This is a genomic window from Burkholderia sp. MSMB1589WGS (assembly GCF_001636105.1).
GTDB lineage: Bacteria > Pseudomonadota > Gammaproteobacteria > Burkholderiales > Burkholderiaceae > Burkholderia > Burkholderia humptydooensis.
On sequence record NZ_LNJT01000008.1, the window covers coordinates 1,147,675 to 1,163,487 of the forward strand.

Genomic DNA, 15,813 nt, shown 5'->3' on the forward strand with positions numbered 1-15,813 from the left:
CAATTAAAGGAATTCGCCCCCATTTGAAATTTGCGCAACACGTCATCCATGGTTCCGTCACGCATTTCCCATCGATGAATCATCGCCATTCTCCTTGATAATCGCCCTCCAGCGACTAACATTGAATGGTTGCGCTTTCTTAAAATCACCTCGCCAATAAAAACTGCCGCCTTCCATTTTCCCGGCCGAACCACTCATCCAATCCGAACGATAGAAACAAAGCCGATTTATCAATCGGATTGCGCGGCGTTGCGAAAAATGATCCGGTCCCGCGGATACACGTGAATGACAAGGAGAAAGAGACATGGCTCAGCGCATTCGTCTCGCAGTCGCCGGTGTGGGCAACAACATTTCGGCGCTGTTCCAGGGCGTCGAATACTATCGCGCGCTTCGCGACCGGGGCGTCGACGAGCGCGAGTTCGTCGGCGTCAAACGGCCGCGCATCGGCGGCATTGGCGTCAGCGATGTCGAGTTCGTCGCCGCCTTCGACATCCATCCGAACAAGGTCAGCCGCCCGTTCGACGAAGCCGTACTCGCGCCGCCGAACAACTATCCGATGCTCGGCGTTCCGCTGCCCGCCATCACGGTGCCGGTGGATCAGGGCCTCACCAGCGAGTCCGCCGGCGCCGGCGACGCCGCGTTCGAGCACGTCGTGCGCCGGCTGCGCGAAAGCGAGGCCGAAGTGCTGCTCTATTCGCTGCCGACCGGCCTGCAATGGGCGGCCGAAGCGTATGCGCGCGCGGCGCTCGCCGCGGGCGTCGCGTTCGTCAACTGCACGCCGGAGCTCGTCGCGCGCACGCCCGCGCTGCTCGACGCCTATCAGGCGGCCGGCGTGCCGCTCGTCGGCGACGATCTGGCGAGCCACTTCGGCACGTCCGTCGTCCATCGCGCGCTGCTCGGGCTGCTCAGCGACCGCGGCATCACGCTGCAAAGCTCGTATCAGTTGAACTTCGGCGGCAACGAGGATTTCCGCAACCTGCGCGAGCGCGGCGCGAGCAAGCAGCAATCGAAGCTGAATGCGCTCGCGCAGGACGGCGTCGATACGTCGCGCGTCGAGGTCATTCCGTCGGCCGGCTACATCGGCCAGTTGAAGGACAACAAGGTGGCGATCGTGAACATCGAAGGCGTCGGCTGGGGCGGCACGCCGGTGCAGCTCGACCTGAAGCTCAAGGTGCAGGATTCGAGCAACGCGGCGGGCGTCATCATCGATCTGATCCGGATCGCGGCCGCGTCGCGCCGCGCGAAGCTCGCCGGCTTTCCGGCCGCGGCCGCGAAGCTGTTGAAGTCGCCCGTCGGCGGACACGACAAGATCACGCCGCAAAGCATCGACGCGAGCTTCCGCGCGCTCGACGCGGCCCCGGTTCGAGCATGACGATCGCGCAATCGGAACGCAATCGCGCACGCGCCGTTGACCGTCGCGGCGCGACGGACGTGATTGACGTCGTTCTGCTCGCGTACGATGGCGTCGATGCGCTCGATCTGTTCGGCGTGCACGCCGTGCTCGCGAAGGCGTCGGCCGTGCCCGCACCAGGCGGCGGCGCGGCGCTGTGCGTCGCGATCGCGGCGACGGCACGCGTCGTCACGACGTCGTGCGGCGTCGAGCTGACGTGCGGCGCGACGCTCGACGCGCTCGAACGCGCGGATGCGATCGTCGTGCCGGGCGGAAGCGGCGCGGCGAACGCGGCACGGCAGCCGTCGCTCTCGACGCCGCTCGCCCGCGCGCATGCGCGCGGCGCGGCGATCTACGCGGTATGCTCGGGCGCGCTCGTCGTCGCGGCGTCCGGCGTCGCGAACGGACGACGGCTCGCGATCCATCGCGACAAGCGGCAAGCGCTGCTCGACGTCGCGCCGTCCGTCGAGCCCGCCGCGGGGCTCGTCGCGGATGGCCGCTTATGCTCGGTCGGCGGCGATGCGTCGCCTTCGGCGAAGGCGGCCGATCTCGCGTTTCAACTGCTCGCCGATTTCGCGCCATACGCGGTCGCGCCGGTGGCCGCCCGCATGGAGCTGCGGCCGGGTCGCGGCGCCGCGGCCGCGCGCCTGCTGGAGACGGCAGCATGAGCCCGCGGCGCGGCACGGTCCTCGTGACGGGCGCGAGCCGCGGCGTCGGCCTCGCGATCGCCGAAGCGCTCGCGGGGCGCGGCTACGATCTCGCGCTGTGGGCGCGGTCCGCTCCCGACCTCGATGCAATCGCGCGCCGCCTCGGCGCAACCGGATGCCGGGTCCGCGCGGCGGCCGTCGACGTCGGCGACGCCACCGCGGTGGACGCGGCGGGCCGCGCGCTGCGCGAGCAGGACGCGATGCTCGCGGGCGTCGTCGTCAACGCGGGATGCGGCCGGTGGGCGCGCATCGCCGACACGGCGCCCGACGAATGGCGCCGCACGCTGCGCACCAATCTCGACGGCGCGTTCCACACGCTGAAGGCGTGCGTTCCGCTTCTCACGGCCGCGCATCCGCTGATCGTCGGCATGATGTCGGACGCGAGCGTGTGGCCGTTCGCCGAGCGCAGCGCGTATTGCGCGTCGAAGGCGGGCCTCCGTCAGTTCTTCGACGTCGCGCGGCAGGAACTGCGCGAGCGCGGCATCCGGATGACCGCCGTGCTGCCGAGCCGCATCGACACGCATTTCCAGGGCGGCCACGCATCGGCCGCGCCGGGCAGCCGTCCCGGCGCGCTCGATGCGGCGGACGTCGCGACGATCGTCGCGGATCTGTTCGACGGCCCGCCGCACATCGAAATCCGCGAGCTGCACGTAACCGCGCTCGCGTCCAGCTTCGGACCTTTCCCAGGGGAGCATCCAGCGTGACGATTTTCACAGCCATTCATCCCGCCGGCCATTCGCGGCCGATCGGCAAGTATTCGCCCGCCGTCGCCGTGCCGATCGGCACGGGGCGGCGCCTGCTCTTCATCAGCGGCCAGGTCGCGACCGACGCCGGCGGGGCCGTGCTCGCGCCCGGCGACGCCCGTGCTCAGACGGAGATCATATTCGAGCGCCTCACGAGCATTCTCCACACCGCGGGCGGCGATCTGTCGGCGCTCGTGAGCGTCGTGATCTATCTGCGCGACATCGCCGATTTTCCCGCGGTGTCCGCGGTCCGCAACCGCGTGCTCGCCACGCCGCCGCCCGCGAGCACGCTCGTTCAGGTCGCGTCGCTCGCCGAGGCGGGCTGCGTCGTCGAGATCAGCGGCGTCGCCGTGATCGGCGAGGACGGCGAACGTGGCTAGCCTCGCCCGCACCTGCGCTTCGCGCGGCGCCTGCGCCGGGAAAGCCGATCCGCGCGGCCTGCGGGCGACGCTGCCGCGCGTCGCGCAACAGGCGGGCGTGCTCGTCGTCGGCTCGCTGAACATCGATCTGCTGCTGTACAGCGATGCGTCGCCAAGCGAAGGCGACTCGCTGCCCGTGCGCGCGATCGCGCTGCCGGGCGGCCATGCGGGCAACTGCGCGTCCGCGCTGGCGGCGCTCGGCCTGGCCGTGTCGATCGTCGCGGCGCTCGGCGACGACGCCGACGGCGATCGGCTGCTCACCGACCTCGACGCGCGCGGCATCGACACGCGCTTCGTGCGGCGCGTCGCGCACGCGCACACCGGCCGCGCGATCATCCCCGTGCTCGGCCCCGAGCGCCGCAACTACATGCTGCTCGATCGCGGCGCGAACGAGTCGCTCGCCGCCGCCGACGTGCGCGCCGCGCTGTCGGGCGTCGCGCGCTGCGACGCGCTCATGCTGTTCGATCCGAGCGCCGATGCGCTCGCGCAGACGTTCGCGCTCGCGCGCGCGCATCACCCGGCCGCCGCGCTGTGCTGGACGCCGTCCGGCATGTATTCGCGCGATCCGGTCGCGCTGCCGCTGTTGCCGCAATGCGACGTCGTGTTCGCCAACGCGCGCGAGTTCGCGCATCTGCGCGAGCAGGACGAGCGCGTGCTCGACGCGCTGGACGGGGTCGACGTCGTCGTCACGCTCGGCGAGCGCGGCGCGCTGTCCCGCCATCGTGGCGTCGAGACGCACGCGCCGGCGCATCCGTGCGAAGTCGTCGATCCGACCGGCGCGGGCGATGCGTTCGCGTCGGCCTACCTGCTCGCGCGGCTCGCCGGCCTCGATGCGGCCGATCGCCTGCGGCTCGGCAACGCGGGCGGCGCATGCGCGGTCGGCACACGCGGCGCACGCGACGGCCTGCCGACGCTCGACGCGCTGCTCGACGCGGCGCTGGACAGCCCGCAAGGCCGGTCCGCGCCGCCGCGCGCCGAGGAGCCCGCCCATGCGCATGCGGCGAAGCGCTGACGGCTGGCGCGGCCTGATCGGCAGCACGTTCACGCCCGAGCGCGCGGCGAGGCTCGCCGCGGCGATCGTGACCGCCGTGCGCGCGCATGACGGCGGTGGCCCGCGCGTCGTCGTCGGCTACGACTGCCGCCGCCTCGGGCACCGCGCCGCACGGCTCGTCGCGCGCGCGGCAGGCGACGCGGGCGCGCGCGCCGTGCGCATCGTCGAGCATCTGCCGACGCCGACGGCGTCGTACCTCGTCGGCGCGGGCGACGCCGAACTCGCGCTGCTCGTCACCGCGAGCCACAACCCACCCGAATGGAACGGCGTAAAGGCGAAGGGCCGCCCCGGCTGCCCGCTCGACGCCGAGCTCGAACGGCGCGCGGATGCGCTGTTCGACGACTCGGAGCGCGCCGCCGGCGGCGCGCGGTTCGGCGAACCGCCCGGCGAGCCTTCCGGCAAAGCCGACGAAGCGCGCGCGGACGATGCCCGCGGTCCCGGCGACGCGATCTTCGAAGAATGCGATGCGTCGCCGTGGATCGACCGACACGTCGCGCATGTGCTGTCGCGCCTGCCCGCGACGCCGGAGCGGCCGCTGCGCGTTGTCGTCGACGGGCTCGGCGGCATCGCGGGCGGCGCGATGCTGCGCCTTTGCGGCGCGCTGCGCTGGTCGGCGACGCCGCTCGGCTGCACGCCGTCCGCGACCTTCGGCGGCGTCGCGCCCGATCCGTCGCTGCCCGCGAGCCGCCGCCGCGCGGCCGACGCGGTGCGCACCGGGCGCGCCGATCTCGGCCTCGTCGTGGACGGCGACGGCGACCGCGTCTATGCGATCGACGGCGACGGGCGCACGGTCGAGCCGCACGAGCTGTTCGCGCTGCTGCTCGCGCATCGGCATCGGCGGCGATACGGCCATCCGGAGCGCGGCATCGCGATCACGGCGGCAACGGGCGCGCTGGTGCGCCGGATGTGCGCGCAGTGGAGCCGCCCCGTCGTCGAACTGCCGGTCGGCTTCAAGCATCTGTCGCCGCTGCTCGTCGACGGCCGGATCGACGCGGGCGCAGGCGGCGTCGGCGATCTCGCGTTCGCCGAATTCGGCGTCGACCGCGATCCGTTCGGCGCCGTCGCGCTGCTCGCCGACCTGCTGGCGACGAGCGGCCAGCCGCTCGCGTCGCTCGTCGCCGGCTTGCGGCGACGCTACGGCCGCTTCGACTGGCTCGAATCACGCGTGGACGGCAATGCGACCGCCCCGCAGTTGCGCGCCGCGGGCCGGCGCGCGCTCGAACGATGCGGCTTCGACGCACGCGCGGCGCGCATCACGACCGTCGACGGCGTCAAGTTCTCGCTCGACAGCGGCGAATGGCTGCTGCTGCGGCCCTCCACGACCGAGGGCGGCATCCGCGTATGCGGCGAGCTGCTGAGCGCGCGAGCGGCCGGCGCGGCCGCCGCGCTCGCCGCGCACGTCGCCCGCGCGCTCGCCGCCGAGCGAAGCCCGTAGCCGCGCGCCGACGGAGAAGCACGCACGTGCACGACCGCTATCGCCTGATTCTGATCCGCCACGGCCAGACGCCGGACACCGTCGCCGGGCGCTTCTGCGGCGCGCGCGACCCGGCGCTCACGGCGCTCGGACACCGGATGGCGATCGAGGCGTCGCGGCATCCGGCGCTGCGCGGCGTCGCCGTCGTCGTGACATCGCCGTCGCTGCGCGCGCAACAGACCGCGCGCCACGTCGCCGACGCAAACCGCGTGCCGATCGTCGTCGACGAACGGCTGCGCGAGCTGTCGTTCGGCGCGTGGGAAGGACGCGTGCCAGACGACGTGCGCGACGAGCCCGCGTACCGGCGCTGGGCCGACGATCCGGCGATCCACGCGCCGCCCGGCGGCGAAACCGGTCTCGCGGTACTCGCGCGCGTGACGTCGGCCGTGCGCGACGCGATCGCCGCGTTCGACGACGTCGCGTTCGTCACGCACAAATCGCCGATCCGCCTGCTCGCGTCGTTCTACGGCGCGACGCCGCTATCGCGCTTCAGGCTGATCGCCGGCATCCATGCGTGCTCGGTCTCGCTGATCGTGCGCGACGGCGGCGACGTCGCGCTCGGGCCGCTCGGCGACACGTCGCATCTGTCGCCCGCGTGGCGAGCCGATCCCGATCATGCGCGCGCGCCGCCTGACGGCGCGCGCGCTCTCGGCACCGCCGCGCCGCGCGGCGCGACGCCGCCCACCGGAAGGCGCGGCGGGTAGCGCCTTCCCTCACTCTGCAGGAGTCACGCATGTCACGCTCGAAGCGCATCGCCATCATCGCGGGCACCGGACTCGCCCGCGGCCTCGACGCATTCCTCGGCAACCGCGAGACGTTCGAGAACGTGCGGGTCACGTTCGGCCGGCGCAGCGGCACCGTGCTGCATTACACGAAGGGCAGGATCGGCGGCGTCGAAGCGATCGTCCTGCCGCGGCACGGCCCAACGCTCGAGATTCCCGACCGCAGCCCGTCCGAGCTCGTCGCCGAGCTCGGACACGAAGCGCACATCTGGCATCTGCACGAGCTCGGCGTGCAGGCCGTCTACGCGTTCAACTCGGTGGGCTCGCTCGACCTCGATCTGCCGCTCGCCGCCGACAACGTGTTCCTCGCGCCCGACGACTATGCGCGCGGCCTGTCGGGCGTGTCGCACAGCTTCGGCAATCTGGCGAAGGACGTGCATCCGTCGATGCGCGCGCCGTTCGACGCGCGGCTGCGCACGAACTTCGCGCTCGCGGCCGACAAGGCGGGCGCGAAGCTGCTGATGCATGGGCTGTACATCCAGTCGGCCGGCGACGCGTTCGAAAGCGTCGCCGAGGTCGACACGTACCGCCGCGTCTACGCGGGCCACCGCAATCGCGTGCTCGGCATGACGGCGGGCGCGGAACTCGTGCTGTGCCGGCAGATGGGCATCCCATATGCGCTCATCTGCGCGAACTGCAACTGGGCGGAAGGGCTCGATCCGGACCATCCGGTCACGCACCCGTTCGTGCTCGCCGGGATGCAGCCCGCGGCGGCGACGCTTGCGAAGATCGCCGAGGCGGTGCTGCGGATCGAGGCGCAATCGTGAGCGCGCTGCGGGCCGCGTTTGCGCGCGCGCCGCGTTCGCGTTGCCCGCTTCGTTCGGTCGATGCGTTTCGCAGCGGCGGGCGGCTAGCCGCGCAGCGCATCGAAGCGCCGCCGCAGCAGCGCCGCGCGTTCGAGATCCTTGCGCCGCCCGAACAGCCGCAGCATCCGTTCGAGCGCAAGCGGCGACGGCACCGGCACCTTCACGTTCGCAATGTCGACGTGCCGCGTCGAATCGACGATGACCTCGCGCCACGCGCGGCCGTCGTTGACTTCGAGGCGGCCCATCACTTCGACGTCGAGCGGCGCGAAGCCGAATCGCGCGAAGCGCGAACGGAAGCGCGCATCGTCGGACGGACGGAAACCGGCGCGACGCGACGCGGCCCAATGCGCGATCGCGGCGTCGGCATCGCGCACGCTCGTCAGCACGTCGACGTCCTTCGGCGCGACGTCGACGCCGTACAGCGCGAGCGCCGCGCTGCCGATCACGCACCACGGATCGCGAAACATCGCCGCCATCGCGGGCACCGCCAGCGACAAGGTCTGTTCGAGCGCCGCATCGACGGATGGTCGAACCATGACTCCTCCATGCGCCCGCGAAGCGCGACGGCCTCGCGGCGGGACGCATCGAAATCGCATCGAAATCCTTACTTTAACGATTTTTGGAGGCGAGCATGACAAGAATCGTCATCACGGGCTCTGCCGGCAAGGCCGGCGCGTTCGTCGTGCGCGAATTCGCCGCGCACGGCTACGATACGCTCGGCGTCGACATGAAGGCCACCGTCGCATCGAGCGCGCTCGGGCATCTGCCTTCGATGAAGGCCGACTTGCGCGACCTCGGGCAAGCCGTCGAATCGTTCGACGGCGCGGATGCGATCGTCCATCTCGCGAACGTGTCGCTGCCGGGCCTGTTCCCGCCCGGCAAGACCTTCAGCGACAACGTGACCGTCAATTACAACGTATTCCAGGCCGCGCATGTGCTCGGCATCCGCTCGATCGTCTGGCTGTCCAGCGCCGCGGTCGTGCACGATCTGTTCGATCCGGCCGGCGAGATCGACGTGCCCGTGACCGAACATTCGCCGGTGCGTGCGGGCTCCGCGTACGCGCTGTCGAAGATCGTCACCGAGCAGATCGCCGGCTTCTTTTGCGACGAACGCACGTCGATCGTCGGGCTGCGCGCCCCTGTGATCGAAGACCCGGCCGATTATCCGCACTACACGAAGTATCAACGCGACCCGCAGATGCGCCGCTGGCATCTGTGGTCGTACATCGACGCGCGCGACGTCGCCCGCGCATGCCGCCTCGCGGTCGAAGCGCGGCCGCCCGGCGTGCACAACGTGTTCGTGTCCGCGCCCGACACCGTGATGGCCGAGCCGATCGATGCGCTCTTCGAACTGCGCTTTCCCGGCGCGCCGGTGCCGGGGCGATTGCACGAATGCGGCAGTTTCTTCGCGCCGGAACATGCGAAGCGATTGTTCGGCTTCGAGCCGATCCATTCGTGGCGCGGCGATCGATGAGATGCATGCGAGGTCATCATGGACGCAACGCATTCGAACGGCATCTATTCGCTCGACGGGCAGCGCGTGCTGATCATCGGCGGATCGAGCGGCGTCGGGCTCGCGCTCGCGCGCGAGGCGACGCGGCTGCGTGCGCAGGCGATCATCGTCGGGCGGGATCGCGCGCGGCTCGATCGCGCGGCGGCGATCGTCGGCGCGGACGTGATCGCCGAGGCAGCCGATGTACGCGAGCCGCGCGACGTTCGCCGGCTGGCCGGGCGCGTCGGGCGTATCGATCATCTGTGCGTGAGCGTCGCGCACGACATCGCGCCGCATTCGATCGCGGACGATGTCGAGACGCTGAAACGGCACTGGGACAGCTTGTACTGGTCGTCGATCGTCGTCGTCAAGGAAACGCTCTCGCATCTCGCCGAGACGGGGTCGATCACGTTCGTCACGGGGTCGCTGAGCCGCAAGCCGGTGGCGGGGAAATCGCTGTTCACGTCGTCGCAGTGCGCGATCGAAGGGATCGCGCGAGCGCTTGCAGTCGAGCTTGCGCCGCGGCGCGTGAATACCGTGGTTCCTGGGCTGCTCGATACGCCGCTTTGGAACGCGCTCGATCCGGCGCGGCGGGCGGCGTTTTTTGCGGGGCATGCGGCGAAGCTGCCGGGGAGGCAGATCGGGCGGGCAGAGCATGTGGCCGGGGTGGTGATCGCTTGCATGGTGAATGCGTTCGTGACGGGGGCGGCGTTGATCGTCGATGGGGGGGAGCAGGTTGTTTAGACTTGTGTGGCGTGGCTTCGTGTTGCGTGATGGATGCTCGTTGCGCGGGGTGCGCGGTGGAGCGGACGTTGGTGCGGCGAGAAGCTTCGCAAGGAATCTCCGCCCCGTGACCGCGCTCACCCTGTTGTGCGACCTGGACAGCACGCTCATCGATACCGACGCGTTGCATCTGAATGCCTATAACGCACTGCGCGCACGCTGCGATCTGACCATCGATATCGATTACTACAAGACGCATGTAACGGGGTTTTCCGACGATCTGATCCTCGGTGGGCTGTCTCCGGGGATGCCAGCGGCGGAATATACCGAGCTGGCGGCGGAGAGGGAGCGGTTGTTTCGCGCGCAGTCGGGCGCGAATCTGACGCCGACGGCGGGGACGGAAGGTATTCTCGGGTATGCGGAACGGGGCACCGCGAAGACTGCCGTCGTGACGAATGCGCCGCGCGAGAATGCGACGATGATACTGAACGCGCTGGGGCTCGCGGAGCGGTTCGGCAGGCTTGTGACTGGTGGCAAGCTCGAGCACGGGATGGCGCATCCGTTGCCTTATTTGACGGCGCTTGAATTGCTCGGGGCAAAGGCGGAAAACGCGGTGGCGTTCGAGGATTTGGCTTCGGGGCATGCTCGGCGAGTTCGGCGATGATTTTTACGTTCGGGGATGCCTATCTGCATAAAAAATGACCCTGCTTATCAACGACAGGTTGATTTCCTTCGTAACAATATAGGGCGTTCCGGATGACAAATTCCAAGTTCATCTATCCCGGCAGCTCGCCGAAGAGTGGATCCGAAACCCTCTTCACGACCGGGAAGACACCTGCGAGGCGAGAGATTGAGTTTGAATCATTAGATTTCCTCAGATGCACTTATCCGGACATAAAATCCCTCCATTGCAGGCACGAGCAGCTTCAAATTCAATCCGCCGCAATCAGTCACGAATGCCTAATATCCAGCACTTCATATTTCGATGGATCAAATTTCTCAGCAATATCCTTGAATGGCTTTCCACAATTAATAAAAGTGATTCTCTTCAACAAAGGATGACTAGCGATCGCCTCAGCGTTTCTAATTTTTTTGCTGTTGACGATGAAGAGATCAGCAAGGCTGGGCATCGACAAAAAAACAGAGCAATCGATCTCGGATTTGATGCCATTCAGCAACAGAGATCTCAACTTTACGTACTTCGACAATCCATCAAGGCCAAAATTATTCCCTGAAAGGATGACGCCAACCTCCTCGATACCATCAGGAAGGTTTTCCTCCAACTTGATGTCCCCCGCATCGGAAACAACGACGGTCTTCAACGTATTGTCAACAGCGATTCCATTCAAGAGATTTCCATTTTTTGACAAATCGAAACCCAAGTAATCGAGCTTAAGATTATTGACACGAAATTCCAGCAATTTTTCCCGACAAGATTCTGAACCGAATTCATTCTGAAATTCGATGAATTTCAATCCACCAATTGACTCGACCCCATCCCATCTCGCCTCAAAGTCGACGCTGCTCTTTGGATTCGTCAACAGCAGCGTTTCCAGCTCCTTGGGGAGACAATCGACCTCGATATCTGCTAGCATAGAGACAGGAATTTGAAGAAAACGCAAACTCCGTAGCCTTCTCACAAAATCCGGAATTTTTTTCTTGTCCGATTTCCTTGCCGGAATCAACCGAAGAATTTCCGTCTCGTCGATAACGTCTTCTACCTTGTCCCACGGCACCACCACTGCACCGTCTTCCTCGAACACGCTGCATTCCTTCTTGCTCCCCACGCAAAAATATCCTCTTGGTCGATTGGCGGTGGTGAGTTTTATCGTATCAAATGGACTTCTCATCATTGGGTACACGTTAAGTTTCCTTCTTACAAGTTCTTCTTCGTTTAGAAGCAGACACACCATGTTTCTTGATCAGGTTTTCCGCATGTTTAACTTTCTTTTCTGCCTGGATTCTCTTACTCATGTCATTCAACATATTTGCACTTCCGAGCCGCGCCACCTGCTTGTCCAATTCCCTTTGCTCGTAATATCTCAAGATGTTGTTTCTGTCGCTCGCGGTTGTCGCGCTTCCCAGGTTGACAGAGATAAATTGCACCTTCGCATCGGACTGCTCAAGTAGATACTGAGCATTCGCATGCGTCAAGTCCGAGATTCGCGAAGACATCCCTTGCGCACGTATTCCCGCAGAGCCGACGTACGACTTTCCCCCAGCCGTAATGATGTAAATGCCGGGCGTATCAGGTAACGTCGGCGGAGCCTTGACCAATCCCAGCGGATCGATCCACTGAATCGAATTCGGTGCGAACTGGTATGGATCGATCCCGCCATCGAGGCCGATTGGGTCTTGCGATATGAAGCCGCCGGTGTCCGGATCGAAGTACCGATGCCGGTTGTAATGCAGTCTCGACTCTTCATCGAAGTACTGCCCCTGAAGCCGCAATGGCTGATCGAAATTCTGTTCGGTATCGCATGTCTCCCATACGATCCGTCCGAACGCATCGGTCATGCGTGTGGGCGCACCGTTCAGTTCATGATGATAAAAATACGTGAGCTTGCCCGCCGATAGCGCGGATTGAGCGACGGCGAACGGCTTGAATGTTCCCGGATAGCAGATCCATTCGCGATCTCCGCCATCATTCGTGGCCTCCCTCGCTAATACATCTCCATCCCAGAAGAAACGGCTGGCGTGCGATGACCCTTCCGGTTGCGTCTGAGAATACTTTCCAACTCTTCGATGAAAAGCGTCATATGCGTACTGAGCGTGAATGTGCGAAATGCCTTCTGCCGTCCGCCGTGTTGCGACCGTTTCAATCAGCAACCCGTCGCCATCCCACGACAACTGCAAATCCTGTGTGTCATCGCGCTTGTGCACCAGGTTGCCCGCGTGATCGAACGTGTAGGAACTGCCGTCGAATTCGCCGTTACGAGTACCTACCAAATTGGTTATTCGATCGTGCAAGAAGCGATGCAGCTTGCTAGCAGGATCGATGTGACGCGTGACATGCCCCACCGGATCATATTCAAAGCGCTCGACGCCGAATCTTGAATCACGCAGCTCGATCAGTTCGCCATTCGGGCCATACTCATACTCGCTCGAAAACAACACGCTCGTACCCGATAGCAGCGCCTGCTTCGCGAGCCTTCCATCTGCACCATAAATCAATTCGCGCTTCTGATCGGCGCTGAGCTTTTCGAGCGTGATTTGTCCGAGTGCATTGCGCTCGAGCGTAATCGATGCGTCATCGTCAATCTGGATCGACGTGACCATGTCGAGCGCGTCATATCGATGACGCACGACGTGCACCGCTGTTTGTCCATGCGCGCGCAGTTCGGTTCGTCGTTCGATGCGATTGCCCGATGCGTCGTAAGCAAAGGCGATCGTGAAATCGTCGCCCTGCCTTTCTTCAATGACTCGGCCTTCTATATCGTATCGAATCGCGACTCGACAGTCGGGATTCTCAGCCAGCACAAGACTACCGCTCTGATCGTATTCGAAGGACTCGATACGCATTCCACCGGGCTGCCGCGGATCCGGCACGCACTTTCTGACAATGCGGCCAAGCACGTCGCTGTCATAGTCGATCGCCCGCGCCAGCGGATCGATGCTGCGTCGAAGCTCGCCTGCGGGCCCATATTCATAGCGTCGCGATTGGCCCCAATAATCGATTTCTTCGATGACACGGCCCAACGCGTCACGCTTCAGCCCATGCCGTTCGCCGCGTTCGTTCACCACACCGATGAGTTGTTCCTCGGAATCGTATTGGTATTCAACGGCATGTTCATTGGGTGCCGTTCGCTTGATCACGTCACCCAGCGCCGAATATTCCAGTTGCGTCACATTCCCCGCGGAATCGCGAAAACGCATGAGGTTGTCATCTGCATCGTAAGTGCAGTGAAGTTCTCGTCCTCCCGGCTCGATCGCGCTCATCAAATTGCCGTTTCGATCGTATTCGTAACTGCTCACTTGTCCGAGCGAGTTGACGATCTGAACGAGATTCCCGCGCACATCGTGCACATAGCGAGTGCGATTGCCGAGCGCGTCGATTAAGACCGCGAAGTTTCCATATCGGTCATACTCGAAGTGTGTGATCTCACCACGCGGACCTGTGTGCGAAACGAGTTGCCCGAAGATATCGTACTCATATCGCGACGTTGATTGCGAAGGCGTAATGCGTGTAAGCAGATTGCCGTGCTCGTCCCACTCGTAGCGCCATTGTCGGGAAACAGGCGCGATCACGCACACCGGCCTGTCGTCTTCATCGTATTCCGTACACGTCATGCTGCCGTCCGGCAGTGTGTGCGTGAGCAAATTTCCGTGCGCATCATATTCCCAAGCCGTCGTCCGCCCCGCCGGATCGATCACCGCACTCGCACGCCCCTGCGCGTCATACCGATACCCGGTCACGCCGCCTAGCGGATCGATTTCAGCAACAGGCATCCCGCGCTCGTTCATCTGCGTGATCGTCGTATGCCCGAGCGAATTGGTGACGCGCGTCTCCATCCGCGCACGATCGTAGACGAAGCGGTAATCGAATAGCCCGTTATCACCCCACGCATGATCGACGCGCCACACGCCGTCGTCGTCCTGCTGATAGCTGTAGTAGAACGACACGCCCCGCGCGCTCGTGTGGCTCACCATCCGATGCCCGACCGCATATTCGAAATGATGCGGATGCGCCATCGCGTCGATCGCCGCAGCCAGATTACGCTCGCGGTCATGCTCGTAGCTCACGAGCGGATGTGCGTTTCCGCCCGCATCGATCAACGTCAGCGACGTCAACAACCCGGCGTGCAGCCCCCTGCCCGTACCGCATTCGACCAGACGCTCCGTCTGCCCGTCGCGCTTCCATTCGACGAGACGCACGAGCCCGCCATACATGTCGCGCTCGAACACCCACGCATTGCCGTTGAGATCGGCCATGCGATCGATCGGCAGCGTGAGTCGAGAATCGTCGCCATCGAGCGCCGCGACTGAATCCCTCCAACGGGAAGGCAGCACGAATCCGTATTCGATCCCCTCGCGCGTGCGCAGCACCATCCGCCCATCGTCGCCATACAACGCATGTCCATGCTGCCAGTCATAGGTGCGCGCCGGCCAGCCGTCATCCGCCGGCACCACGTTGAAAGCGGTCGCATGATCCGGAAAATGCGCGACCGCGCCGATCCCGTCTTCGTTGCGCATCAGCTCGAGCCGGATATCGGCCGGCGTCTGCCAGCCGAAGCCCACCGCGCCCGGATGGCGATCCTGACTCGCGTAATAGCGGTCCCACACGAGCGGCAAGCGGCCTGACACGGTGAAGTCGTTCTGCTGCACGACCACTTCGCCCGTCGTCACGTCGACCGGCTCCGCTTTCAGCACCGTGCATCTCAAAAATCCCGACTTCAGATGCAGCTTGTCCGCGAGGTTCTTCGCCCACTTCGATCCCTGAAACGCCTTGAACATCCCCTTGGCGGCCGCCGCCATGTTCATCACGGGCGGCCCGCCGACGAGCACCGGACGGCCGACAGGAATCGGCAACATCACCGAACTCGGCATCGACTCATGCGTGCGCGTCGTATGCGCGCCGTTGTGCGGCGGCGGCTCGATCCCCTCGGCCCAGCAGCTCATCGCGGGCAGCGCCAGGAACGACATCGGATCGTTGTTCGCGAGCACGGTCCGGCTGCCCATGTACGATTCAGCGTCGTCGGACGGCAGCGGGTCGGGCGGCGCGAACGTTTCGCCCAGCGGGAAGTGCAGCCCCGGCACATGAAACGAATGCGTGCCCGCCGTCGCGCGCATCAGCCCGTTCACGAAGATCGGCCTGCCTGCGGCGGCCCCCATCCCGACGCCCGCGCCCACCGCGCCCGCCACGTCGCCCTTGATCGACGACACGTCGCGATTGAGCTTCAGCGCCTTCGCAACCCACGGATCGCTCGTGGCCTGCTTCTTCTGGTCCTTGAGCGAATTGAGCGCATCGGTCAGTTTCTTGCGGTCGTCGGGATGGTCCTTCAGGTAATCCAGCACCGCGTCTTCGGCGATCGTCATCGCAATGCTGCCGATCACTCCCTTCGCGGCCGCAATGTATTCCCGCAGATCGAGCATGAAGCCGATATGCGGATGCGGCAGGAACACCGGAGGCAGCCCCGGCGTGACGATCACCGAATGCACGTCGATCCCGACGACGGGGTCCATGTGCTTGACGGCCGGCAGCGCCACGATGTCCGCTCCCCGCTCG

13 protein-coding genes and 1 pseudogene are annotated in these 15,813 nt (G+C 65.4%); 11 read left to right on the forward strand and 3 right to left on the reverse strand.

Features of this window, described 5'->3' with window-relative positions:
• Positions 1–304 precede the first annotated feature (304 nt).
• Genes WT16_RS22860 through WT16_RS22895 form a run of 8 tightly spaced genes read left to right on the forward strand, consistent with a single transcriptional unit; the run spans position 305 to position 7,333 of the window.
• A complete protein-coding gene (locus WT16_RS22860; protein WP_063534283.1) occupies positions 305–1,372 on the forward strand; it encodes an inositol-3-phosphate synthase in 1,068 nt (355 codons plus the stop codon).
• 59 nt (positions 1,373–1,431) lie between these two features.
• Entirely contained in the window at positions 1,432–2,058 is a 627-nt protein-coding gene (locus tag WT16_RS22865) for a DJ-1/PfpI family protein (protein WP_231892101.1), read from the forward strand.
• Positions 2,055–2,801, forward strand: coding sequence for an SDR family NAD(P)-dependent oxidoreductase (locus WT16_RS22870; RefSeq protein ID WP_063534285.1), 747 nt, complete (start codon positions 2,055–2,057; stop codon positions 2,799–2,801). Before WT16_RS22865 ends, WT16_RS22870 begins: the two co-directional genes overlap by 4 nt.
• A complete protein-coding gene (locus WT16_RS22875) occupies positions 2,798–3,220 on the forward strand; it encodes a RidA family protein (protein ID WP_063534286.1) in 423 nt (140 codons plus the stop codon). The genes WT16_RS22870 and WT16_RS22875 overlap by 4 nt, the downstream gene beginning before the upstream one ends.
• Positions 3,213–4,271, forward strand: a complete 1,059-nt coding sequence (locus WT16_RS22880; protein ID WP_063534287.1) for a PfkB family carbohydrate kinase — start codon at positions 3,213–3,215, stop codon at positions 4,269–4,271. Before WT16_RS22875 ends, WT16_RS22880 begins: the two co-directional genes overlap by 8 nt.
• Positions 4,249–5,745 carry a phosphoglucomutase gene (locus WT16_RS22885; protein ID WP_063534288.1) on the forward strand — a complete coding sequence of 499 codons (1,497 nt, stop codon included), beginning with the start codon at positions 4,249–4,251 and terminating at the stop codon, positions 5,743–5,745. Before WT16_RS22880 ends, WT16_RS22885 begins: the two co-directional genes overlap by 23 nt.
• A 26-nt stretch (positions 5,746–5,771) precedes the next feature.
• On the forward strand, positions 5,772–6,488 hold the full coding sequence (locus WT16_RS22890) for a histidine phosphatase family protein (protein ID WP_063534289.1): 717 nt from the start codon (positions 5,772–5,774) through the stop codon (positions 6,486–6,488).
• 29 nt (positions 6,489–6,517) lie between these two features.
• Entirely contained in the window at positions 6,518–7,333 is an 816-nt protein-coding gene (locus tag WT16_RS22895) for a phosphorylase superfamily protein (RefSeq protein WP_015603091.1), read from the forward strand.
• 83 nt (positions 7,334–7,416) lie between these two features.
• Here WT16_RS22895 and WT16_RS22900 read toward each other — a convergent pair whose 3' ends face one another.
• Positions 7,417–7,908 (reverse strand): hypothetical protein, encoded by a 492-nt coding sequence (locus WT16_RS22900; RefSeq protein WP_063534290.1) that lies wholly within the window; start codon positions 7,906–7,908, stop codon positions 7,417–7,419.
• Between the two features lie 95 nt (positions 7,909–8,003).
• Here WT16_RS22900 and WT16_RS22905 point away from each other — a divergent pair, with 95 nt between their 5' ends.
• The 3 genes and pseudogenes from WT16_RS22905 to WT16_RS22915 form a co-directional block, all read left to right on the forward strand.
• A complete protein-coding gene (locus tag WT16_RS22905) occupies positions 8,004–8,846 on the forward strand; it encodes an NAD(P)-dependent oxidoreductase (protein WP_059934537.1) in 843 nt (280 codons plus the stop codon).
• Positions 8,847–8,864: 18 nt separating this feature from the next.
• Positions 8,865–9,608: an SDR family oxidoreductase gene (locus WT16_RS22910; RefSeq protein ID WP_006028191.1), complete on the forward strand. Its 744-nt coding sequence runs from the start codon at positions 8,865–8,867 to the stop codon at positions 9,606–9,608.
• Positions 9,609–9,714: 106 nt separating this feature from the next.
• Positions 9,715–10,227 (forward strand): annotated as a pseudogene (locus tag WT16_RS22915) (HAD family hydrolase); the annotation flags it as partial.
• 310 nt (positions 10,228–10,537) lie between these two features.
• On the opposite strand, the gene WT16_RS22920 reads toward WT16_RS22915, so the two are convergent.
• Positions 10,538–11,449 (reverse strand): hypothetical protein, encoded by a 912-nt coding sequence (locus WT16_RS22920; protein ID WP_141667952.1) that lies wholly within the window; start codon positions 11,447–11,449, stop codon positions 10,538–10,540.
• Between the two features lies 1 nt (position 11,450).
• Entirely contained in the window at positions 11,451–15,794 is a 4,344-nt protein-coding gene (locus tag WT16_RS22925) for an RHS repeat-associated core domain-containing protein (protein ID WP_082874970.1), read from the reverse strand.
• Positions 15,795–15,813 lie beyond the last annotated feature (19 nt).